Here is a 21,855-nt window from a genome sequence, read left to right on the forward strand (position 1 = left end):
GAAAACGACTCTGGGCAGAAAAGAATTTAACCCAGATTTAACCTGACAGACACCTGTATAAATAACCGGTAGTTGTCAGATCTAATCTGGACTAATACATTTTAATACCCTTTTGCCGTGTTCCCTGAGTTCCCCATCTGGTCCTACATACTTATAGAGAGCTTGTCTGCTAATCCCAAGCTCTTCACATAGTTCAGATACGCTACAATCTCTACTCTTCATGGAAGCTTGTGCCAGGCGAACCTGAGATTTTGTGAGTTTAAAAGAACGTCCACCTTCACGTCCTCTTGCTCTGGCCGCTGCCAGCCCTGCTTTTGTTCGTTCACTGATCAACTCCCGTTCAAATTCGGCCAGCGCGGCAAAAATCCCAAAGACCAATTTGCCACTGGCCGTCGTCGTATCAATTTCTGCACCTTGCCCGGTCAGGACCTTAAATCCGATTTTTCGATCCGCAAGATCATGGATAGTATTCACCAGATGTTTTAAGCTTCGGCCAAGCCTGTCAAGCTTCCATACCATTAACACATCGCCAGGCCTAAGGGCTTTCAAACAGGCATCCAATCCAGGACGTTTGTCTGACTTCCCTGATATTTCATCCTGATAAATGTTTTCTTTATTAACACCGGCAGCAAGTAAAGCATCCAGTTGGAGATCCTGCACCTGACTTCCATCAGATTTGGAGACACGGGTATACCCAATTCGCATGAACGACCTATTTTAATTGTTTAAGTTTTTCAATGGATTTGTTTTCTATCAGGATCTTCATTTGACTGACCGCAACGCGATTCAGTTTTTGGAACCTGTCGTTTGCAGAGAGGCCTTGCTCGATAAGTTCAGCATTGAAGCTCTCTAAATTAGATAACACGACAAGCTGTTCCAGTGTGGCATAGTCCCGTATATTGCCTTTTAGTTCCGGGTTCTCTTTACGCCAGTCGCTGGCTGTCTTGCCAAACAAAGCCAGATTCAATATATCGGCCTCATTAGCGTAAGCAAAGTTTCTTGCTTTTGGGTTAGGCTCCAGGGCGGGAATAATGTTCGTTTTTATTGACTCTGTATGAATATGATAGTTGACCTTGGCCAGAGTGCGCGAAACATTCCATTCCAGATTTTTCTGTTCATTTTCTGCTTGTTTGAGCCGTTGGAATTCTTTTAATAGATAGAGCTTAAACTCCGCGCTGATCCAGGAAGCAAACTCAAAAGCAATATCCCGATGCGCATAAGTTCCGCCATATCTGCCCGCTTTCGAGATGATCCCGATTGCATTGGTGGTTGTGATCCAGCGTTTTGGCGTGAGAGAGAAACTGTTTGCGCCCGCTTCATGTTTAAACCCATCGAATTCGATGGAATTAAAATCGGGATTATGGAGCTGTTCCCACAAACCGATAAACTCAATGGTACTGCGGTTTCTCATCCAGTTTTGCAGAATGTAATCACCGCGGTCGCCATCTTTGTACTTAGCGATGTCAGATAGCGATATATAGTCATCTTGTTTGTCGGAAAAGACAGAGACTTTTATACCCCGAACATCAATTTTTTGCGCCATAAACCTTTCTTCTCGCTTTTGGTGTGTCAGTTAAACGAAGGTTTAAATGACAGCCTTGTTTTAGCCTAAATACGGATGGAAAGATGTAATATAAACTGTATATAAATCTATGTCCATTAAAGGTGGAGATAAAAAGATAAAGTGACATATTAAGAATTAAAAAAATGAATACCAATAAAAAGCGCCTGACTATACTGACTCAACCTGAAATTCAGGACTATTTTGGCCTGCCTCGATTTACTTTGGAGGGTCATGCTCCCAATAGTTAGATTATTGTAGTAAACTTTCCATTTTTTATTACTGGTGAGATATGGCTAAAGTTGATGTGGTTTGTCGTTATTGTCACAAAGCAGAGGAGGTCAAAGGGCATGGAAAAGGAAGCAGTGGACACCCGCGTTATCACTGTTATGCCTGCCGTAAAACCTTCCAACTGAATTACACTTATCAAGCCTGCAAACCCGGAGTGAAAGAACAAATCACTGATATGGCGATAAATAACGGCGGGATCAGAGACACTGCACGTGTTTTGAACGTCGGGATCAATACTGTGCTTCGCACGTTAAAAAACTTGAACCCAGACAAGTAACAACACGGCCTCTGGCAGGAAGTGAGATTCACATTATCTGTGAAATTGATGAGCAGTGGTCATTTGTCGGCAACAAGAAGAATCAACGCTGGCTCTGGTATGCGTGGGAACCAAACCAGAAGCAAATCATCGCACATGTATTTGGCGATCGCAGTAAAAAAACGCTGGAAAAACTGTTGGCGCTTCTGGCATCGTTTGAAATCCAGTATTATTGTACTGATAATTATGCTGTTTATGATTGCCTTCCTGGGAGAACTCACCTCAGAGGAAAGAAATTTACCCAACGCATCGAAAGAATGAATCTGACCCTGCGTACTGGGGTTGTAAGCGGGAAGCCGCCAAAATTTTGCGGGCTTGCCATGCGGCTTATGACAACGTCAGTCCCTCAATCATGGCGTCCAGATCGAGTTCTTTCCCTTCACTGATAAAGGTGTAATGGCCATTCAGAAAAATATGCTGCCAGGCTACGGGGGACATTCGTCTGAGAAGAGCAAGGCCCTGGGTGTTCCCAACCTCTTCATACTTCTGCAACAACCGCGACAGCAGGGCTGAGTTATAATAAATAATAATGATGCTGAGCAGTCGCCCGCACTGATTACTGATCTCCAGCTCAATATCATTCTGTCCGGTCAGCTCTTTTTTGCCACCAACCTGCGCGATTGCTGAACGAAGCTGATGCCAGGATTCAATGCGATTTTGCGACCGGTGGCTGTTTCTGGCCACCTGCGGGTTACGAAGATACCGGAGAATGTAAAGACTGCGGATCAGTTTATCAAACTCAAACAGGGCCTTCCTTGTCGGGTTTTCCGCTGAATAAGTACACAGTTTGCGAATCAGGGAACCCTGAGTAATTTCTTTCATCCCCAGCGTGGCGACGATCTGGTCCAGATGCGGTTTTTCATCAATGATAACTTGCTGATTTATCTGTCCTACAGGCTGGATAAGGAATTTTTTATAACGTTCCGGATCGTCCGCGCAGTATAGCTCTTTCAGCATGTCCTCTATCGAGGTAAATCGGGGTTCGAAACGCAGCCCGAACCAGTAAAGAATGGCAAAATTAGCCCGGTTAATACTGTGCATGTCACCGGTTATCGCCGTGGGTACAATTCCGCTGGTATTCCTGTACCAGATATCGAAAACGTGATGTGCTTCATACTCATGGGCGCCGATGAGATAACCATTCAGTGGAATATGGTTGCACAGCAGGGTGTAGGCCACTACGCCCTTCCCAAGTCCAAAATATTTTTTTGATGCCCGGGCTTTGATCATCGGACGTTCAACGCTGAATTTTTGCCCATCGACAGCGCCATACAGTTCCCCCAACTCCAGTGAATAATACGGGAAGACGGGAAGTGTCTTAATTCCGTCGCCAATACAGTCACATGCAGCCTTCAGCGTGGAGAGACGCAGATATTGCTCGTAGGAATCGTTGAGCGCGTGGTACGGGTCCAGTGGAAGAACCCCCAGATCTGTAAACTTTGAGGGAAAACCCTGATCAGTCATCCCGCCAAAAATGTTGTTTCAGGTGAGACTCCAATATCCTCGCCATCGCTTCCACATCAATCTTCCCGTTATTTCTCTTAAAGTTGTATCGCCCCGTGAACAATGTGTGTGTCCAGGCAATCGGTGAAATCCGCGTAAACTCATCAATAATTTCTTGAGAAACATCATTGACTAGCATCTTTTGGTAGACCGCATTCAGGATCATACTGTTGTAGGCAATGATGCAGTTGGCAACCAATCTGGCCGCATGGGCACTGACCCGGTTTTCAACGATTTTTTTACCCTTGAAGATACCGTTGTAGGTTTTTCGGATGTTACTTTGGAGCTGATGATAGGCTTCCGTACGGTTTCGGGCACTTCGGATCGCTTTTCTCAGTGCCATATCATCAATCAGATTGAGGACATGAGTGCTCTTGAAGATGGCATTATATTCAAACAACGCCGCTTTTAATCTGGCATACGGGTCCTGTGGAAGAACCCCCAGATCTGTAAACTTTGTGAGAGCTACGAGTTATCAACGTGCTTAAATGTGTTCAAAACACGGTAGATGGTTGCTTCGCCTAGCTTGAACTCCTTGGCTAACTGACCAATCGTAATGCCGGACTGACGCTTGAGATAAATATCATTTCGTATATCTTCGGTTAACTTAGCGGGGCGCCCGAATCTGACACCATTCTCTTTCGCTTTGGCGATCCCTTCCGCCTGGCGTTCACTGCGTAAGTCATTTTCAAACTCCGCGATGGTGGCCAGCATATTGAACATAAGACGCCCTGTTGAAGTTCGGGTATCTATATTTTGATCCAGAACGACCAAATCAATATTTTCTTGCTGAAAGCGACTAGAAATTTGTGATAAATGATCCACTGAACGTGCAAGCCGGTCTAATTTTGTGACGATCAGAGTATCACCTTCACGCAGGTAATCCATACAGGCTTGGTATTGCGGGCGATGCGCTGTCCGGCCACTGCGTTTTTCCTGATAAAGACGTTCACACTCCGCTTGTTTTAATTTTTCCAGCTGAATGTCTAAACTTTGACCTGTTGAGCTGACACGCGCATAACCAATTTTTGCCATAATCTATCATTATCCCTTAGACTATTTGATTGAGTACTTATGATAGGAATTTTGAGAGCCATTTCCAATGGTTGTCAAAAAGTATACTTTTTGATAGCTTTAAATTTGATCAGGTCGTTCGATTCGTTTATATTGTTTGAATCATACCATTATTCAATGAGGGGATTATTATGGATGCTCTTTCTGCCAATGAAGCCAAAACTCAGTTTGGCGACATGCTACTCAAAGCACAACGTGCCCCAATCCAAATAAATAAAAACGGAAAACCCGTTGCGGTGGTTATCTCAATGGATGAGTACGAAAGTATTGAAACACTCCGGTTAAAATTATTACAGTCAAGAGCGGCACAGGCCAGCGTTGATATTGAATCCGGTAACATCGCCGATGGTGAAGCTTTTTTTAATGAACTGAGATCAGGTCTGTACGATTAAAACTTCACATATTAAGGAGAAAAAAATGTCTGTAGCCGGGCTGAGGGCAGAACAATTACAGCGGGTGAAGCGTATACACGACTATGCTACCCGTTTTCCTCTTACCGAGACCGGCGATACGCAATTACTGAAAACGTGTTACGACTATATGGGTATATTCAAACAGGTGATAGACAGTACATCAACTGCCCAACTGGATGATATCTGCCAGCAATACACCGGATTTTTCCGATTCTCCAAATTGATGGAAATGCTGGCTCAGGGTATTGCTGAGGGCATCATCAATGTTCCCAGGGATCATTAACCATAATGGACAGACCAAACTACCGCTTAACGCCTGATGCACAGGCCGATCTTATTGAAATCCGCCGCTTTACTGTACAGCAATGGGGTAAGATGCAATCGGAAAAACACCTGTCAGAACTTCAACAAACCTTTCGTTTGCTGGCTGTTACCCCTGCTCTGGGGAGAGGCAGGCCGGACGTGGGAGCGGAAGTATTGAGTTTTCCTCATGTCAGTCATGTTATTTATTACATAATCCATGAACGGCAACCCGTTATATTTGGTGTACTGCACAAACGAATGGTGCCCGCAAATCATCTGGACGGACGCGGGATGATTTGACTGTTTGGCCTCACTGAATCCGGGACTCACAATGGACAATATCAAGCGTATTCACTTATTATCCAGTACAGAAATCGAAGAACTTTATGCTCGTCCCGAATTCAATGATCACGAACAAAACCTGTATTTTTCCTTAAGTCCGGCAGAACGGGCTGCTCTCGAACAGTTCCGTAATATCCAGACCCGTATCTATTTCATCCTGCAACTGGGCTATTTCAAGGCTAAACAACAGTTTTTCAACCTGTCACTTGATGAGGTCAGCCATGATGTTCAGTATATTGTGGCCACTTATTATAGCGATACTGATGCGGCCCTGTTCAAAGGCACACTCTCCCGCAAATATATGCGCAGTCAGCGACAGGCAATACTCTCGCTCTTTGGTTACCGAAACTGGTCTTCTCAATATACGGCTGAAATAGAATCTCATCTCGCCTATTTGTTGCGTTACTATCCCAAAGGGCACAATGCGTTTCGTCAACTGCTGGCGTACTTTGAGCATCAAAAGTTGATGATTCCGTCCTACCGAATACTACAGGATATGTTCAGCCACGCATTTATTGCGGAGGAAAATCGCCTGAATGTTGCGGTTTCCTCGCTGCCCACAGCAATCATTGATCAACTTGTTGCTTTGGTGCAGCGGGATGACGGTATCACCACACTCAATATTATCCGTGCCGATCAAAAGGATTTTCAGTACACCGCCGTCAGAATGGAAGTAGACAAAGCATTACGTATTGAAGATCTTTATCAGTTTGCCAGGGACTTTCTTCCTTCTCTGGGGTTGTCAAAAAATGCCATTCGTTACTATGCGGAAATTGCCGAGCAATATGCTGCCTCCCGGTTGCGGAGATTGAGCAAAACACAACAATGGCTACAGGCATTGTGCTTCGTCTATCACCGCTATCAGCAGATCATGGATAATCTGATTGTGAGTTTTTGTTATCACACGCGGGCGATCATGGATGCGGGCAAAATTTATGCGTCGATAGCACACATGGAGCACAGTTCCAGAGTCGTCACGGACTTTCCCGGACTGGCAAAGTTTCTGAAATGGTTTCCAGAGCGGGATCCGAACATGAGCCAAGCCGAACTGAATGAAGTGGCTTTCAGTATGTTGCCCAAAGCACAATTTTCAGTCATAGCAGAATTTTTGGAAGGCAAATCTTTTGATAAGAAAGCGGCGTTGTGGGAATACTATGGTAAGTCATCCCGCTTGCTCTCGCTGTATCTGCGTCCGGTATTTACCAGAGTAAGACTGGAATATTACAAGAAAAACAGCTATATCGGCGAACTGATTCATGTGTTGAAAACACATTATGCCAGCGGTAAAAGTCCATCCGCCTTAAAAATCTGCGATGAGCTGGGATTCACCATTCCTAAAGGCATGAATGCCTACCTGAAGCGGAAATCCTCGGACACCCGAATTGATCCGTATTTATTTGAATTTTTTATCTATCTAAAGGTTCTCCATGAGATTGAACGAGGCCGTCTGTATTGCAATGACAGTGTCTCGTACTGTGATATTGATACCGATCTGGTTGACGATGCGCTAGTCGATAACGTTGAGAAGATCGCTGAGGAATTTGGTTATTCCAGTCTCCCTGTTTACTGTGACCAGCGTCTTGATGAAGCGCTACAGGGGCTGGATGAGGCATGGGAGAGGACGACTCACAATATTCGTGAAAATAACAACCCTGGCTTTAACGTTCGTGAAACCAAAACCGGACAACAACACTGGAGCCTGCGCTATGACAGCGTTGAAAAGCTTGACGATGCTTTTTTCAAAAACTTACCCAAAGCTGAAATTGCTAACATTGTCATGTTCATCGGTGAGCTGACTGACCTGTGGCGTGGATTTACCCACCTGAAAGACCGTTATACTAAGCGGAAAAAACCGTTATCGCTGGCAATTAATGCTTGTTTGCTGTCGGAAGCCTTTGGGTTTGGTGCCTTGAAAATGGCCGATATGTCAGATTTGGAACTCAACCAGCTTCGCGCAATACGGGAGGATTTTATTCGGGTTGATACGCTTTGTGCTGCCAATGAAATAGTCAGTAATCATATTCATTCACTGGCTATCTTCAAACAATGGAACCTCATGGATGACAAAGTATTGGCTGATGCAGACGGGCAAAAGTTCGCAACCACAGACAGTACGATACAATCGCGTTATTCCAGAAAGCATCTGGGTAAAGGCCGGGGCATCTCGCTCTACACACTGCTCGCCAATTACGTGGCGGTTAATGCGAAAAATATCGGCCTGAACGAGTACGAAGGCCATTCGCTGTACGACATGATTTACAACAATAAAACGGATATTGATATCCATATGGTGACAGGAGATAACCACTCATTGAACAAGCTGAATTTTGTCACGCTGGATTCCATTGATGTGGATTATGTTCCCAGCATCAAGAATGTGCGTCATGCAGCTGACGATATTTATTCAGCTAACCCCCTGGATTATGATACCGGTATCCTCAAACCCAAAGGGGTGATTAATGTCGAACGTATCCGCTCTCAGCGGCGAGGCGTTCTGCGTGTATTGCTTTCGCTTATCATGCAGGAAAACACCCAGGGCAATATCATCCGCAAACTCAACTCTCATGCCCGTTATGCCAGATTAAAAGCGGCGTTGTTTGAATATAATGCCATCTTCAAGAGCACTCATGTCCTCAATCTGATTGATGATATGGCACTGAGAAAAGCGATCCGAAGTGCCCGAAACCGTACGGAAGCCTATCATCAGCTCCAAAGTAACATCCGAAAAACCTACAACGGTATCTTCAAGGGTAAAAAAATCGTTGAAAACCGGGTCAGTGCCCATGCGGCCAGATTGGTTGCCAACTGCATCATTGCCTACAACAGTATGATCCTGAATGCGGTCTACCAAAAGATGCTAGTCAATGATGTTTCTCAAGAAATTATTGATGAGTTTACGCGGATTTCACCGATTGCCTGGACACACACATTGTTCACGGGGCGATACAACTTTAAGAGAAATAACGGGAAGATTGATGTGGAAGCGATGGCGAGGATATTGGAGTCTCACCTGAAACAACATTTTTGGCGGGATGACTGATCAGGGTTTTCCCTCAAAGTTTACAGATCTGGGGGTTCTTCCACTGGACCCGTGAAAGGTAGACAAGATACTTAATCTCTTTTAATTTCATTATTTTTTGTGATTTTTTCTTCATTGAATTATCCAATTCATAGCTAAATCGCTATTTTTTGATGTGTCAGCAATATCGTTTTTGTTCATGAGGCGTTAACACCGCAGCCGCTGCATCGGCGCTCATGCTTAAAGGCGCATTCAGGTTTTCCATGATAAAGTCCTCCAGAAGTGAACTAACAGTAGCTATGTTTTCACGATATAACATCGTGTGGTGTCCACCCCGGACACTGGATAGAATATATCTCCCAGCCCAACGGGAAAGCCACAGCTCGACACTCTCTTTGCCTGAATGCGGGGACTCTTCAGCCATCAGATAAAGTAACGGACTACTGATCTGACCAGAAGGAGAATAATCACAGATAAACTTCACGTGTTGCTCATAAACAGATTTAAAGCCTACGGCCATCGAAGAGTGCTCCGGCAGCATTACGCCATAAATGTCAGCAATCAGCTGTGTCAAATGATTACCCGATAGCTCTTCAGCATCACCCCCTGTATCTTCAAAGCAAGCATCCAACATGATTATGAGGGGTTGATAGCCCTTTTGCTCCAGCAACCATGCCAGATCCTGTGCAATAAGCGCCCCAAAGGAATGACCACACAAAATAATCTTTCCCCCCTGGTGTGTTGACTCGATGCTGAGTAACCAAGTGTCAAGCATCGTGTGATATGACTCAAATGGTAGTTGTTGCCCGTTAAGGCCTTTAAGCGATAAAATTTCCAGCCAAAGTTTGTGGATACAAATTTCTTCCATTGAATTAGGAAAAACACGCACAGGCCTTAATGATTCAGGCTCCATGCCAGCCATTTTGTGCCTGTCAAATTTTCCGTTGTCAGTGATGGGTAAGGAAGCTAAAAAAATAATACGGTGAGGCACCATATAATGCGGTAAAACCTTTATCAAGTCAGCCTTCACGCTTCCTTCTGAAAGTGAGCCGCCATCACCATCGCTTTGGATAAAAGCTAATAAGGTTTTATCTTTTTCAATCACGACAACATCGCTGATGGCAGTGCAGTATTGAATGGCATGAACAATTTCTTGTAGTTCGATACGATACCCATTCAGTTTAATTTGCGCATCTTCCCGGCCAAAATACATCAGTTCTTTACTTCTCTCCCATGAAACAATGTCTCCTGTCCGATAAACACGCACAGGTGCAAACGGCTGGAGATGGAGATAAGTAAATTTCTCCGCTGTGATTTGCTCGCGGTTCAGGTAACCATTTGCCACACCCGGACTTGCAATACACAGCTCCCCTTTTTGGTAGGGCAAGGAGGGTTTATTTCCCTTCATTACAAATAACCGGGTATTAAAGATTGGCCTGCCAATAGGTACCGAACCTCGCCTGTTCTGACACGCCCGGTTAACTTTATATACGCAGCATCCCACGACAGTTTCTGTTGGACCATATTCATTAAAAAATCGGGCATTTGGGAACGCCTTAAGCCAGGGCTCAAGTGTTTCCCATGTGAGACTCTCCCCTCCAATTACAAATATATGCGCAACTTTATGGCTTTCCGCCATATTCAGGCAAGGCGTCAAAACGGAAAGATGCGCCGGCGTGATTTTTATTAGTGCGCTCTCCCTGTAGATTTCCTGACTCAATAACGCCAGTTCTTGTCCCATGGGTATCGGTACGATCACAAAGTATTACTGGGCCTCAAAGCACTATCAGAACTTTCCAGGAAGGAAGCAGCACAGTCGCTATACGTATATTTCGAAAGCATGCCACCATCCACTCTGTTTATCTCTATGAAACGCTTACGTGAGCGTTTAGCCATGGAATCCCAGGTTAAAGACCAGAATGCAACGATAAGACGGGCAATGCTAGATTTAAAAAAAATCGGCTACATCGACTACTCTGAACAAAAAAAGGGTAGAGAAATCATGTTTATAATACATAGCAGGTCACCAAAGTTAGGTCTGACGTCTCAATAAGGCGGTTACTTTCATAACGGCTGTGTCAGAGAGCGGTTACTTTCATAATATGCTCATAGTAGGCGTTCACTTTCATAATAAAGACGGCAACTTGACCTCTAAAACGTTTGGTTTTTAATCAAAACTCATGGGGAAATGTTGAAATTTATGAAAGCAGCTACCTTATGCAGGACTAAAAAGAACTTTTTTATGAAAGTGGGCTCTTAATTATGAAAGTAACCACTTTTTAATCTGTAAGTAAATGATAAATAAAGTAATGATTCAGGCTTAAATCCAAGCGGAGCCTTGTTTAGCACTTATAGAAGGGAAAGCATAAAAATCTGTGGGGCAATCATTTAAATGCTCCCCCCAGACGACCATTCTGAATGGCGAGTTACAGGCGTAATTTGGACTTTGGTATCCCAGCATCAAAATTAATGGGCCAGACGGCTGTACGGTTGATAGTTCTCAGCTATAACGGCATAAACACCAATGTAGTGCCCCACACTTTTTTATGCTTTCCTATTAATTCGATTTCACACGGATGTGAATGATTTTTAGCAGTGGGGAAAATTGACGTAAATTCGGTTTACGTGATCTTTTTGACGTAAAATCCATGAGCACGCAGTGGTGTGCATAGTTATGCATGGCGTTAAAAACGCGTGTAAACCATTTTGCGCGGTTTTTTCGAAGATGACAGTTGTAATGAACCTTTCAGACAAAAACCATGCTGAGGGGCGTACAGGAGGCTCTGGCAACGGCTGTTATGTTAAATTCATAGTTTGTTATTTGACTATATATACTAATATGTATATACATAAATGTATTTTGTGGTGTAAAAAGGGAGTTTGAATTTGAATGGGACTCCGTTAAAGCGGAAACCAATTTTCGTAAGCATGGGATTCGTTTTGAAGAAGCTGCTCTTGTTTTTGATGATCCTTTTCATTTATCAGTTAAGGATCGTTTTGAGAATGGTGAATACCGCTGGCAGACGATTGGAACAGTAAAAGGATATGTGGTTGTGTTGGTTGCCCATACAATAAGATTTGAAGATGGAACTGAAATTATCCGTATTATCAGTGCACGTAAAGCCGAGCGGAATGAGAGGAAACGTTATGAGCATGGTTAGGTATAAACGAAATGAACTGTCACCTCTGACTGAAGATCGGAAATATGAGCTTAATGCATTGTCTGATAGTGATATTGATTACAGTGATATTGCTCCGTTGGATGATGATTTCTGGAAAAAATCCGAACAAGGGAAGTTTTATCGTCCGGTAAAAACGCAAGCTTCGGTTAGGATTGATGCTGATGTGTTGGCCTGGCTTAAAAAAGCTGGAAAGGGATATCAAACGAGACTTAACGCTATCTTACGTGAAGCTATGATGCGTGATTTGCATCATAAGTAATATCCATACAGTCCGTCCATTCGTGGCACACGTAAGCCGGAACCGTCCAAGATTTTGTCATGCTTACTATCTGAGTCACAATACGAACGCTCAACGGCGGGACGGGACTAGATGTGTTTTGTAGCACCGCCCGCACGCAGTCAGTATTACAAAACGCTGGGTCGGGGCAAAGCCCCGACATCCCTTCGCTAATGCCCATAATGTATCAATAACAGGAAGTTTCCCGCTTACAACCCCTAAATATGAGGACAGAAATTTCAATGTCATAGCCAGACTTATCAGCTGGTCGAGGAGCTTAAAACACAGTGTTATATCCCGACAGGGAAACGTGATCCACTTCCCAGTAATTCAGGAAATTTAAAGAAAAAATAGTTGAGTCCGATAAGATATGAGACAAAATGTCAATAAATTATCAGGTTATGTAGTTTTGGGGGTGTCAAATGAGCAGAAGCATTTCAGATGAGTTTATGGATGGGCAGTTAGTATTTGATAATGGAAGATTAAAACCTCTTAGCCATATGAAAGCGTATAGGGAAAAACAATATGCTGAGTTTGAAAGAAAATTAAATGATGCAAAGAATGAAGAACATTATGCTCTAATAACGTTAGAAGAAGCTACAGGCTTTTTAAAAGCAGCATTGTGTAAAAATGGTGAATATAAGGCATGGAAAGATAAAATATTTTCATGTACAGATCCAGTATCGTCGTTTGCAGGAAATATGTTTGATTCTATAGGAGTGATTAAAATAATAAATGAATTTAAAAGTTTTGGTATTAAAGCTAAAGAATATAAAGGGAGAGGAGGATCTAAACATATTAAGATAACAGGTAAACAAAGCGTTAGAAAATTTATAACAGGAACTAATTATCGTCTTGATAATCAAAAAATATTAAAAATAGGAATCGGTTCAAAAAGTCTAGTAAATGGTATAGTTACTGGCGTTAAGGTTAGTATAGTTTTTTCTCTTGCTTATAGAACTATCGAATTTATGACAAAAGATGAATATGAGCTTGCCGATTTTCTGGGTAATATAACAGTTGATGCGGCCAAGACATTGGTTACTGTGTTAGCTACTGCCGCTGTTGGTGAAATAGCGGCTGGATATTTTTTAGCAGCGGGAGTGAGTGTAATAGGCCTTTCTGTTGGATTGTTTTTTATTGGTGTTGGTATAGCGGCACTTTTATATTATCTTGATAATGAATTAGGAATAACAAATAGCGTCATTGAAACGATTAAAGAAGTAGATAAAAAAATACCAGGTGATCATTATGAGATTAATCGCCAAGCAATGGGCGTAAGTACGCCAGCTATTTGGCCTTGGAATTAAATATGGAAATGTTTTTATTTTATGATTATTAAATGAGAGAGCTTTATGCCAAATAAAATTGAAAATAAAAACGAGAAACCGGTAATTTTTTCTTTATGGCGTAGGATTTTTTACATATCAATATTGATGTTGATTATGTTATCAATGTTTTCGGTGGTTTTTTTTTCATGGCGTGATTTCATTTCATTAATTAATTTAAATGATAGGGTTTATTTTTCTTGGAGGGTGTTTTTTATTTCCTTTGGATTTCCAATAAGTATTCATATGTTGTATTCTCTTATGATTGCTTGTTTCTTAGATAAACCTCGACCATATCAAGGTCGTATGGTTAATTTTTTAGTATGGTTATTTTTCTTGGCGTTTATTTTTAGTATTCCTGTATCTTTATATGTTGATAATAAATTGAAATATTTTGGTTATGTAACGTGTAGCAAAAAATCTTTAATTGCACCAAATGAATATGTTAGAAATATAAATTTATGTCATTAAGCATATATTATATATATGCTTAGTTTTTACTTAGTACACTCTGTCTTCCCATATACTATAGGCAGATGTACCTGCTGTTACATGATTCCATGAGATTGATTTATAGTTAAGTATAATTCTTTCATATGGTATGGCATCAAAATCATTTATAGAGTGCGGATAGGTACAAGAAATTTCAGAAATTGTGGCTTCCGTGATTTTGACTTCATAAAAATTCTCTAAATGTCCTATCTGACCAGTTCTGAAGAAAATAAATTTACCATCTAGTGATTCGTTGGAATCTATTGCCATGGCTAATAATGGAGATGATTTATCTATGGGTTTGATAAATTGTATGGGGTGATGACTTACATTCTGTTGACGAGATATTGAATGATCTAAACTGAGTACCTGTATTTGATCTTCGTGCCCTTTTTGGTATCGGTTCCCTATAGAGTCTAGAGTGGAGCAACCTGCGGATATCAATCCTTGCTTCTTGCCGTTTAATGTTAAATAAATTATGTATGACATAAAATTACCATCCTAGTTATTTATAGATAATCTAAATTAATAACATATCACACAGACTTTCTCTAAAAAAGAAATATAAATCCAAATAAACGGTTTGATTTTATATTATTTTCTAATGATTTTTGTTAAATGCTCATTTTTATTTGATTATCCTCTTTAAATATGAAATGTAAAGCGATAACATTACGCCCATCTTTAACAGTATCAACGGATACAAGCAGATTGCTTTTTTGATTTAGTTCTTTTATAGATGGCTTTAAAATAAATTTATTTAAGTCCTTAAATTGTAAATATTTATCTTCTATTCCTAACATGGATCTAAAATCTTTTAGATTAATGATTCTATCTCCAGTTTTTTTGAATTGCATTAATAATTCATAAATTCGTATGCTATAGGTTCTCTTTAGCGCTGAAACATTTTTTACTGCTATGCTACTAGTAAATTGGCCTTTTAATTGTGTCAAATAAGGTATAATTAGATCAGAAAAAACTAATTCTACTTTCCCTTGACCATTAAAATATTTAGCTTGGCCTTGAATCCATCTTATTTTTTCTTCTTTTTCCTTCCAATGAATATAAATCCAACGTTCAGCTAATTTATCAGCAGCTTCCTGTAATCTGCGTTCTGCATTCTCTCTGCCCATATCAGGAAATGCTAAGTAAAACTCACTGGCTGTTAATTGAAATGTTTTTTCAGGCGTGACTGCTTGAGGGTTCAACTTACCGATGCACATCAATAAAACTCTTTGTTCTTGAAGAGTCAATTTATAACTAGGAGAGCGTAAAAAAGTGTGGGGCAATCTAACCGTAAAATCACTCGCCCTTGTTGGCCTCTATATACTTATAGAGGGTTGGTTTTGAGATCCCCATCATTTCGCAGATTTGACCTACCGTATGCACTTTTTCGTCATAAAGCTTCACAGCCAAGGCCTGTTTATCTTTGCTAAGTGACTTAGGTCTACCCCCTTTCCGACCACGTGCGCGCGCCGCCTGAAGACCTGCTTGAGTTCGTTCTCGGATCAAGTTCCGTTCAAATTCAGCTAATGCACCGAAAATATGGAAAACCAGTTTTCCAGAACTCGATGATGTGTCGATTGCTTCTTTAAGACTCTTTAAACCAATCTCTTTAGATTCTAATAATGTCACCATTTCAATCAGATCTTTGAGTGACCGACTAAGTCTGTCCAGTCGCCAGACCACTATGGTGTCACCAGCTCTCGCATACTGCAAAACTTGGTGTAATCCAGGGCGTTCCGCTTTGCCTCCACTCAGCCTGTCTTCAAAGATTTTTTCACATCCAGATTGACTGAGTGCATCTCGTTGCAAATTAAGGTTTTGGTCGTCTGTTGAGACTCGTGCATAGCCAACCAGCATGTGCTTCTCCTTTCTTCAGGCACATTTTAGATATTATCTCCACTTTGAGAGTTAAATAACCCGTAAAACATAAGTATATGTTAACATTGAAATGTTTACCGAGTATATTTACTTTTTGTGGGCTGTAAATCTGTTGCCTTTTGGACTTGCAGAATAGAGTAAATAAAACGAGGGTTTTATTTACTCTGTAGCACATTTGGAAATCTGTGATATAGTAGTAAAAGGTAATACCTTTTACTAACGAGGTGCTTAAATGGCGACATCTGTAAAAATTGACAATGAATTAAAAAGTCGAGTTCAACACTTGGCTGAGACTCGACATCGTTCGCCACACTGGATCATGTGTGAAGCGATCCGAGATTATGTTGAGCGTGAAGAAAAGCGTGAATCTTTCAAACAAGATGCATTGCGAGCCTGGGAAGCCTACCAGGAAAACGGACTACACCTGACGCTTGAAGAAGCTGATGTTTGGCTGGCGAAGCTTGAAGCCGGTGAAGATGCGGAGCTGCCTAAGTGCCACATTTGATTTGGTCTCCGTCAGCTCTCGCTGATGTACAAAGGCTCTATAGATTCCTTGCTCGAAAAGATGAAGAGGCAGCTAAAAATGCCATCAAAACAATACGGGTTGGAGTGAAAATACTCGCACACCAACCAGAAGTAGGACGCCCTGTAAAAGATATGGATCCTGTCTTTCGGGAATGGCTGATTGATTTCGGAAGTAGTGGCTATATCGCGTTATATCGCTTCGATGGTGAAGCCACAATGATTCTTGCCGTACGACATCAAAAAGAAGCTGGTTACTAAAGATAAGAAAGAATTATGACAGATGATGGGCAATGAAAGATTTCTGACCCAACGACAACGTTACCAACCAGTGACGTTGCCGCAGGATTTCTCTGATGAAGAAATGGTTAGAGACTGGACGTTATCGGAAGCGGACCAGAAAGAAGTTAAGCGCTATCGCACCAACTCCCGTCTATTCATCGCCATTCAACTTTGTGCCGTACGTTTATATGGCCGCTTCCTGATGGAGGTTAATGACCTGTCGCCACGTATTGTTAGTTACTCAATAGCCAACTTGATTTGCCGCCATCGCTGACTATCAACACCCCAAATCGAGATGCCACGTTTTCCGACCAGCGAAAGCACATCTTGACTTACTTAGGCTTTGCCAGATATGACGATAATGCACAGGCTAGTTTGGAAAAGTGGCTGTCTAAGCTGGCTGAACAAGGTTATTTGCCAGATGAATTGTTTCTGCGAGCAGAGCAATATCTTTTGAACACCAAGGTTATCCTGCCAGGGCCAACCGTGATGGAGCGTTTGATTATCAGTGTTTGCTCTGATGTTCACGAACGTTTATTTGAATCGCTTTACCAGCAACTATCCACAAAAATTCGGCACGCCATCGATGAGTTGTTGATTGCCTCGCCTGGCGATCAGCGAACGCTGTTTTACCTTCTGAAAGAGGATCCACCTTCGGCTACCATATCATCGATTCAAAGCTACTTAGAACGTTATCGCTCTCTCGATGATACCGGTATCGATACTATTGAATCCCGGATCGTAGATCCGGCATTTATGGATTATCTTTACAAGCTGGCTCGTCGCTACAACGCCAAAGACATTAAACGATTTAAAGAAAACAAGCGCTATTCCTTGATGTTGTGTTTTCTGCTGGAAACACGTAAGGTGTTGTTGGACCACTTGGTAAAGATGCATGATCAGTACATCTTGGACATGCTACGTAAAAGCAAGCAAGTTCATGAGAAGAAACATCGAGCACTTCGCAAACGTCAAAAGAAAGCCATTGATACAGTACTGGATGCTACCCATTTTATCGTGGACTGGCTAGATGATAGACCGTTGAGCAAGGTAGATCTGTGGCAACGCATTGATGAAAAAAACTGCTGGAGTCCATGGATGATTTACATATCTTCAAGCGCCTGGAAGAGCGCGGTTACGGAGATCTGCTGTTAGCCCGTTATCCCAGCATGCGAAAGTATTTCTCGGAATTCCTGCACCTGCCGTTTCAGGCCAAATCCGGTAGTGAACCACTTCTGAAGTCCATACAATTGATTCGTCAGCTTGATGCCGATGAACTGAAAAACCTTCCCAATGACGTACCAACATATTTCATTCCCAAGGAACTACGGCGCTGCCTGAAAGGCAAAAATGGTAAGATTCAGCGCAATGCCTGGGAACTGAGCGTAGCTATCGCTATGAAGGAAGCGTTGCGCTCTGGGGATCTATTTTTGCCCAAGAGTAAACAATACGTCTCTTTCTGGGATCTGATGCTGAACCAACACCGTTGGGAGGACACCCGCAAAGCCGCTTATGAGAAGCTCCAGCAACCATTCAAAGATCAGGTGAAAGCACAATTGATTCTGCAATTTCACCAAAGTGCAGGCGAAGCAGACAAGCGGTTTAACTTGGACACCTTTGCCGACATCAAGGGTGGTAATCTTAAGTTGAAACGTTACGACAAGGCAGACATTCCCGAAGAGGTGAAGAAACTCCAGAAGGTCATTGACGCCAGTATGCCCTCTATTCGCATTGAAGAACTGCTGATGGCGGTGGATAGGGAAACCAATTTTACTCGACACTTTATTCCGGTACAGCAACATCAGTCTAGACCCAAGAACTTCTACAAAACACTAATTTCCGCCCTAATTTCCCAAGCCACCAACTTGGGTGTGGTGGCTATGAGTGCAAGCGTTGATAACGTTACCGTGGATATGCTGCGTCACGTCTTACAGTTCTATGTACGCGAGGAAACCATCACTGCAGCAAGTGCTGAGATTGTGAACCAACACCACCAATTGCCGTTTAGTGAGGTTCATGGCTCTGGCCAAGTGTCGTCATCCGATGCGCAACGTTTTAGGATCAGAGCCGATAGCCTATTGGCTGCTTACTATCCTCGGTACTACGGTTACTATGAAAAAGCGATAGGTATCTACACTCATGTGTCTGATCAATACTCGGTGTACAGCACCAAAGCCATTTCCTGTAATCCAAGGGAAGCATTGTACGTGCTTGATGGAATATTGGAAAACAACACCATCCTGAAGATCCGCGAACATACCACCGATACCCATGGTTACACCGAAATCATCTTCGCGCTATGTTACTTGCTGGGCTATTACTTCATGCCTCGGATCCGAGACCTCAAAGATCAGCAGCTCTATAGAGTGGAGCGTAACGTCAATTACGGTGTGTTCACACCCCTACTAAATAAAACGGCGGATCTGGATATTGTTGAAGAGCAGTGGGATGAAATGATCCATGTAGCCGCATCATTAAAGGAACGTACAGCACCGGCGCATGTAATTGTAGAACGATTGATCAACAACTTCCCTTCCGACCGTTTAGCGAAAGCTTTCACCAACCTAGGTAGGATCATCAAAACCGAATACATTTTGCGTTACATTACCGACAAGTACTTGCGCTGCACGGTCCAACTCCAACTCAACAAAGGTGAGTATCGACACAACCTGCCGCGCTGGATCTTTTTTGCTAACCAGGGCGAGTTTACTACCGGTGATTACTTGGAGATTATGAATAAGGCAAGTTCGTTAAGCTTAGTGTCCAATGCCATCCTGTACTGGAACACATCTAAGATCAGCAACATTGTAGACGAACTCCGAAAGCAAGGTGAGACGGTAGATGATGACCTTTTGGCTCATATTTCCTTACTGCCGTACAAACACGTGTTACCCAATGGTACTTATTTTATTGAACATGAGGAAACTAATTAAATGGGTGAAGTTCACAACTACTTGCCACACCTAACGGTTAATCAATTGTTGATCCATAATCTTATGACCGCGAAAGCCCCTTGTTTCGCATTAGGCTACGTAGAGGACCGGAAAGAGAAACGCGGTTTTATTGCTATACGACCTGAAATTCCAATACCGAACCATATAACGCAGCAAGGCATGAATTTTGGGCATTCCGTTCTTGGCACAAGCCAATACAAGGTGCTTCACTTTGGATTTAAATTCTATGGTAATGCTACGTATCATGGCTTGGTGCCAGCCGGTAATCCCATCATTCAAGCCGTAATTTCCACCATGCTGGATACTCAGGATTACTTTTTCTTCGCCATTAATCCGGACCAAACTGTTACAGCCTTTCGTTCCCAATTCGAGGTCAGTAATCTAGCAGGATTACGCGCCAACCAAATACTATTAGGCGATGACAGTTGCTCATTGGAGCAATATGAAAGTGCAGTGGAGCTCTTTACTAAGAAGCCAGATCCTCCTGGCACAGTGATGACCTGGGTATGTCGTAATAACTGGGATTATCTGGATTTAAAGAAGTACCCACTCGATCTCAATCCTCGGTCATGAAATGAAGCAAGGGAAAATTACGCAGGAATTTACGGTTTGAGTCATATCAGTTAGGACGAAACCGTAAGTTTCTGTTCAAATGCCCCCGCTAGTCCATATACCGCATTCCACAGTCAGCAACGTCAGACCGCTGGCTCGATAGCTCTGATTCTCCAGCCTCCGATCTCTGATTTCACCCAGCCGATGCATAAAGACCGCTCGAGCAAGGTCATTGCGAGCCTCACCTTTCATATGGAAAATAAAAAGGCTGATGGCGGACTGTTCCGGCCACTACGGCATAATGAAAAAGCTTAGCGTACTATTTTTTCCGAATTCTGTGGTTACCCGTTCTACAATCAGTTGGGGCTCATCCAGTTGCGAGGCTTCCGTGGGCGAAGGCATGATTCTGTCCGAGAGCCGGATGCGTTAGAATCGCACGTCCGGTTCGATGAGCGGGGTGTGGAAACGGGATTTATGGTCAGGACAGTAAGGCACCGCCAATCGAAAGAGGCAGCAACAGATATGCCTGACCTGCAAAATTACCGCGCCACATCTCAACTCTACCCATTTTCCAAGCGGACCCCACTCAACGAAGAAACAACATTATGTTGATTTTTATTCTGATTATATGTCGTCCTTAAATACAAGAACCACCGGAAACATCAATAACTTGTCCTGTAATCCAACGACTATCATCAGAAGCGAGAAATCCGACAAGAGAAGAAATATCATCTGGAGTACCAACTCGTGAAAAAACGGATAAGTTGCTAGCTTCCTGTCGAGCATTGTCCTCATTCAACCACCTGCTGTTCATATCAGTGTCTACAATCCCTGGAGCAATAGCATTAACCGTTATTTTTCTTGCACCAAGTTCAGCAGCTAAAGCTAAGGTCAGAGAATCTATGGCACCTTTTGAAGAAATATAAATTGTTGCTTTTGTCTGAGCTACTACTCTGGTTAATGATGTAGATACGTTAATTATTCTCCCTCCTTCTCTAATGTAAGGTAAAGCTGCTTGTATTAAAAAAAATGGAGCTTCAAGGTTAACTGATAACACGGACTTGAAAATATCTTCGTTTGTCGATGATATGGATGCTAAAGGAGCAATTCCTGCGCAGTTAATAAGAATATCCAATCCCTCATATCCTCTTTTCTCCAACTCCTGATAAAATTTACTCCACAACTCATCACTGCCTTTTTTGCCGTTTTCAATGAAATTGGCTTGGATAACACATGTTTCTGCTCCCAATATTTGAGCAGCATCGGCGACATCTAATGCAGCTTCAGAATGCTCAGCATAGTGAATTCCTATAAAAGAAACTCCATCTAGTGCGAGTTTTTCTACAATGGCTCTGCCAATCCCTCGTGAACCGCCAGTAACTAAAGCAACTTTACCATTTAGTTTATTACTTGCTTCTAAAGTAACCATTTATGTCTCCATATTCTATTAAACTAATAGTGATTTAATTCTAGCTTGATGTGACTGAAAAATTTATAAGCTCTTAATTTTTTGGTGATATAGATTGCCACTTATTATCATTGACTATAAATATATTTATA

21 protein-coding genes and 5 pseudogenes are annotated in these 21,855 nt (G+C 42.3%); 15 read left to right on the plus strand and 11 right to left on the minus strand.

The annotated features are described in order from the left end of the window. Positions 1–81: 81 nt before the first annotated feature. Together Xkoz_RS16230 and Xkoz_RS16235 are read right to left on the minus strand one after the other, a co-directional pair. Positions 82–705 carry a recombinase family protein gene (locus Xkoz_RS16230; RefSeq protein ID WP_099143071.1) on the minus strand — a complete coding sequence of 208 codons (624 nt, stop codon included), beginning with the start codon at positions 703–705 and terminating at the stop codon, positions 82–84. Between the two features lie 7 nt (positions 706–712). Then, a complete protein-coding gene (locus tag Xkoz_RS16235; protein ID WP_099143072.1) occupies positions 713–1,543 on the minus strand; it encodes a KilA-N domain-containing protein in 831 nt (276 codons plus the stop codon). A 310-nt stretch (positions 1,544–1,853) separates the two neighbouring features. Here Xkoz_RS16235 and Xkoz_RS23285 point away from each other — a divergent pair. Beyond that, positions 1,854–2,443, plus strand: a pseudogene (locus tag Xkoz_RS23285) (IS1 family transposase); the annotation flags it as partial. Positions 2,444–2,495: 52 nt separating this feature from the next. Here Xkoz_RS23285 and Xkoz_RS16250 read toward each other — a convergent pair. The 3 genes and pseudogenes from Xkoz_RS16250 to Xkoz_RS16260 all read right to left on the minus strand — a co-directional run. Next, a pseudogene (locus tag Xkoz_RS16250) lies at positions 2,496–3,575 on the minus strand (Tn3 family transposase); the annotation flags it as partial. Between the two features lie 49 nt (positions 3,576–3,624). Next, positions 3,625–4,116 carry a Tn3 family transposase gene (locus tag Xkoz_RS16255; protein ID WP_279627414.1) on the minus strand — a complete coding sequence of 164 codons (492 nt, stop codon included), beginning with the start codon at positions 4,114–4,116 and terminating at the stop codon, positions 3,625–3,627. Between the two features lie 20 nt (positions 4,117–4,136). After that, positions 4,137–4,706, minus strand: coding sequence for a recombinase family protein (locus Xkoz_RS16260; protein WP_099143074.1), 570 nt, complete (start codon positions 4,704–4,706; stop codon positions 4,137–4,139). 170 nt (positions 4,707–4,876) lie between these two features. On the opposite strand from Xkoz_RS16260, the gene Xkoz_RS16265 reads away from it, so the two are divergent. From Xkoz_RS16265 to Xkoz_RS16280, 4 genes are read left to right on the plus strand one after another with little or no spacing between them, the layout of a single operon-like run. Next, positions 4,877–5,137, plus strand: a complete 261-nt coding sequence (locus Xkoz_RS16265) for a type II toxin-antitoxin system Phd/YefM family antitoxin (RefSeq protein ID WP_099143075.1) — start codon at positions 4,877–4,879, stop codon at positions 5,135–5,137. Between the two features lie 25 nt (positions 5,138–5,162). Then, positions 5,163–5,441: an arylsulfatase regulator gene (locus Xkoz_RS16270; RefSeq protein ID WP_099143076.1), complete on the plus strand. Its 279-nt coding sequence runs from the start codon at positions 5,163–5,165 to the stop codon at positions 5,439–5,441. A 5-nt stretch (positions 5,442–5,446) separates the two neighbouring features. Then, positions 5,447–5,761 (plus strand): type II toxin-antitoxin system RelE/ParE family toxin, encoded by a 315-nt coding sequence (locus Xkoz_RS16275; protein WP_099143077.1) that lies wholly within the window; start codon positions 5,447–5,449, stop codon positions 5,759–5,761. A gap of 31 nt (positions 5,762–5,792) precedes the next feature. Next, positions 5,793–8,843: a Tn3 family transposase gene (locus Xkoz_RS16280; RefSeq protein ID WP_099143078.1), complete on the plus strand. Its 3,051-nt coding sequence runs from the start codon at positions 5,793–5,795 to the stop codon at positions 8,841–8,843. Positions 8,844–9,000: 157 nt separating this feature from the next. On the opposite strand, the gene Xkoz_RS16285 is transcribed toward Xkoz_RS16280, so the two are convergent. Continuing rightward, positions 9,001–10,563, minus strand: a complete 1,563-nt coding sequence (locus Xkoz_RS16285) for a non-ribosomal peptide synthetase (RefSeq protein ID WP_099143079.1) — start codon at positions 10,561–10,563, stop codon at positions 9,001–9,003. Between the two features lie 3 nt (positions 10,564–10,566). On the opposite strand from Xkoz_RS16285, the pseudogene Xkoz_RS23290 reads away from it, so the two are divergent. From Xkoz_RS23290 to Xkoz_RS16310, 5 genes and pseudogenes are all read left to right on the plus strand, one after another. Beyond that, positions 10,567–10,875 (plus strand): annotated as a pseudogene (locus Xkoz_RS23290) (protein RepA); the annotation flags it as partial. Positions 10,876–11,671: 796 nt separating this feature from the next. Then, the gene (locus Xkoz_RS16295; protein WP_099143080.1) at positions 11,672–11,983 is read left to right on the plus strand and encodes a BrnT family toxin; all 312 of its coding nucleotides are present in this window, start codon (positions 11,672–11,674) and stop codon (positions 11,981–11,983) included. Then, positions 11,970–12,263, plus strand: a complete 294-nt coding sequence (locus Xkoz_RS16300; protein ID WP_099143081.1) for a BrnA antitoxin family protein — start codon at positions 11,970–11,972, stop codon at positions 12,261–12,263. The genes Xkoz_RS16295 and Xkoz_RS16300 overlap by 14 nt, the downstream gene beginning before the upstream one ends. Positions 12,264–12,703: 440 nt before the next feature. After that, positions 12,704–13,591, plus strand: coding sequence for a hypothetical protein (locus Xkoz_RS16305; protein WP_099143082.1), 888 nt, complete (start codon positions 12,704–12,706; stop codon positions 13,589–13,591). A 45-nt stretch (positions 13,592–13,636) separates the two neighbouring features. Beyond that, a complete protein-coding gene (locus Xkoz_RS16310; RefSeq protein ID WP_099143083.1) occupies positions 13,637–14,080 on the plus strand; it encodes a DUF1240 domain-containing protein in 444 nt (147 codons plus the stop codon). 30 nt (positions 14,081–14,110) lie between these two features. On the opposite strand, the gene Xkoz_RS16315 is transcribed toward Xkoz_RS16310, so the two are convergent. The 3 genes from Xkoz_RS16315 to Xkoz_RS16325 form a co-directional block, all read right to left on the minus strand. Next, positions 14,111–14,590, minus strand: coding sequence for an Hcp family type VI secretion system effector (locus Xkoz_RS16315; RefSeq protein ID WP_099143084.1), 480 nt, complete (start codon positions 14,588–14,590; stop codon positions 14,111–14,113). Positions 14,591–14,715: 125 nt separating this feature from the next. Continuing rightward, complete coding sequence (locus tag Xkoz_RS16320; protein ID WP_279627413.1) at positions 14,716–15,390, minus strand: replication initiation protein; 675 nt, start codon at positions 15,388–15,390, stop codon at positions 14,716–14,718. Positions 15,391–15,403: 13 nt separating this feature from the next. Then, positions 15,404–15,964, minus strand: coding sequence for a recombinase family protein (locus Xkoz_RS16325; RefSeq protein ID WP_099143086.1), 561 nt, complete (start codon positions 15,962–15,964; stop codon positions 15,404–15,406). A 253-nt stretch (positions 15,965–16,217) separates the two neighbouring features. Here Xkoz_RS16325 and Xkoz_RS16330 point away from each other — a divergent pair, with 253 nt between their 5' ends. The 5 genes and pseudogenes from Xkoz_RS16330 (at position 16,218) to Xkoz_RS16345 (ending at position 20,316) form a co-directional block, all read left to right on the plus strand. After that, entirely contained in the window at positions 16,218–16,490 is a 273-nt protein-coding gene (locus Xkoz_RS16330; protein WP_099143087.1) for a CopG family ribbon-helix-helix protein, read from the plus strand. Beyond that, positions 16,478–16,768: a type II toxin-antitoxin system RelE/ParE family toxin gene (locus Xkoz_RS16335; RefSeq protein WP_099143088.1), complete on the plus strand. Its 291-nt coding sequence runs from the start codon at positions 16,478–16,480 to the stop codon at positions 16,766–16,768. Before Xkoz_RS16330 ends, Xkoz_RS16335 begins: the two co-directional genes overlap by 13 nt. A gap of 25 nt (positions 16,769–16,793) precedes the next feature. Then, a pseudogene (locus Xkoz_RS22155) lies at positions 16,794–17,944 on the plus strand (DUF4158 domain-containing protein). Further along, positions 17,884–19,722: a Tn3 family transposase gene (locus Xkoz_RS22160; protein ID WP_208615289.1), complete on the plus strand. Its 1,839-nt coding sequence runs from the start codon at positions 17,884–17,886 to the stop codon at positions 19,720–19,722. The pseudogene Xkoz_RS22155 and the gene Xkoz_RS22160 overlap by 61 nt, the downstream one beginning before the upstream one ends. Then, complete coding sequence (locus Xkoz_RS16345) at positions 19,723–20,316, plus strand: hypothetical protein (protein ID WP_099143089.1); 594 nt, start codon at positions 19,723–19,725, stop codon at positions 20,314–20,316. Between the two features lie 87 nt (positions 20,317–20,403). Here Xkoz_RS16345 and Xkoz_RS20110 read toward each other — a convergent pair. Together Xkoz_RS20110 and Xkoz_RS16355 are read right to left on the minus strand one after the other, a co-directional pair. After that, positions 20,404–20,544: pseudogene (locus tag Xkoz_RS20110) on the minus strand (Tn3 family transposase); the annotation flags it as partial. Between the two features lie 388 nt (positions 20,545–20,932). Further along, the gene (locus Xkoz_RS16355) at positions 20,933–21,724 is read right to left on the minus strand and encodes an SDR family NAD(P)-dependent oxidoreductase (protein ID WP_099143091.1); all 792 of its coding nucleotides are present in this window, start codon (positions 21,722–21,724) and stop codon (positions 20,933–20,935) included. Positions 21,725–21,855: the final 131 nt, after the last annotated feature.

It is taken from the genome of Xenorhabdus kozodoii (assembly GCF_002632875.1).
Classification (GTDB): Bacteria; Pseudomonadota; Gammaproteobacteria; order Enterobacterales; family Enterobacteriaceae; genus Xenorhabdus; species Xenorhabdus kozodoii.

Bases quoted from the DNA above. Each gene is read 5' to 3' on its own strand.
- Xkoz_RS16330 (WP_099143087.1), top strand. From the start codon at position 16,218: ATGGCGACATCTGTAAAAATTGACAATGAATTAAAAAGTCGAGTTCAA.
- Xkoz_RS16285 (WP_099143079.1), bottom strand. From the start codon at position 10,563: ATGGGACAAGAACTGGCGTTATTGAGTCAGGAAATCTACAGGGAGAGC.
- Xkoz_RS16265 (WP_099143075.1), top strand. From the start codon at position 4,877: ATGGATGCTCTTTCTGCCAATGAAGCCAAAACTCAGTTTGGCGACATG.
- Xkoz_RS16280 (WP_099143078.1), top strand. From the start codon at position 5,793: ATGGACAATATCAAGCGTATTCACTTATTATCCAGTACAGAAATCGAA.
- Xkoz_RS16300 (WP_099143081.1), top strand. From the start codon at position 11,970: ATGAGCATGGTTAGGTATAAACGAAATGAACTGTCACCTCTGACTGAA.
- Xkoz_RS16230 (WP_099143071.1), bottom strand. From the start codon at position 705: ATGCGAATTGGGTATACCCGTGTCTCCAAATCTGATGGAAGTCAGGTG.
- Xkoz_RS22160 (WP_208615289.1), top strand. From the start codon at position 17,884: ATGGATGATTTACATATCTTCAAGCGCCTGGAAGAGCGCGGTTACGGA.
- Xkoz_RS16270 (WP_099143076.1), top strand. From the start codon at position 5,163: ATGTCTGTAGCCGGGCTGAGGGCAGAACAATTACAGCGGGTGAAGCGT.
- Xkoz_RS16235 (WP_099143072.1), bottom strand. From the start codon at position 1,543: ATGGCGCAAAAAATTGATGTTCGGGGTATAAAAGTCTCTGTCTTTTCC.
- Xkoz_RS16275 (WP_099143077.1), top strand. From the start codon at position 5,447: ATGGACAGACCAAACTACCGCTTAACGCCTGATGCACAGGCCGATCTT.
- Xkoz_RS16310 (WP_099143083.1), top strand. From the start codon at position 13,637: ATGCCAAATAAAATTGAAAATAAAAACGAGAAACCGGTAATTTTTTCT.
- Xkoz_RS16260 (WP_099143074.1), bottom strand. From the start codon at position 4,706: ATGGCAAAAATTGGTTATGCGCGTGTCAGCTCAACAGGTCAAAGTTTA.
- Xkoz_RS16325 (WP_099143086.1), bottom strand. From the start codon at position 15,964: ATGCTGGTTGGCTATGCACGAGTCTCAACAGACGACCAAAACCTTAAT.
- Xkoz_RS16355 (WP_099143091.1), bottom strand. From the start codon at position 21,724: ATGGTTACTTTAGAAGCAAGTAATAAACTAAATGGTAAAGTTGCTTTA.
- Xkoz_RS16305 (WP_099143082.1), top strand. From the start codon at position 12,704: ATGAGCAGAAGCATTTCAGATGAGTTTATGGATGGGCAGTTAGTATTT.
- Xkoz_RS16345 (WP_099143089.1), top strand. From the start codon at position 19,723: ATGGGTGAAGTTCACAACTACTTGCCACACCTAACGGTTAATCAATTG.
- Xkoz_RS16315 (WP_099143084.1), bottom strand. From the start codon at position 14,590: ATGTCATACATAATTTATTTAACATTAAACGGCAAGAAGCAAGGATTG.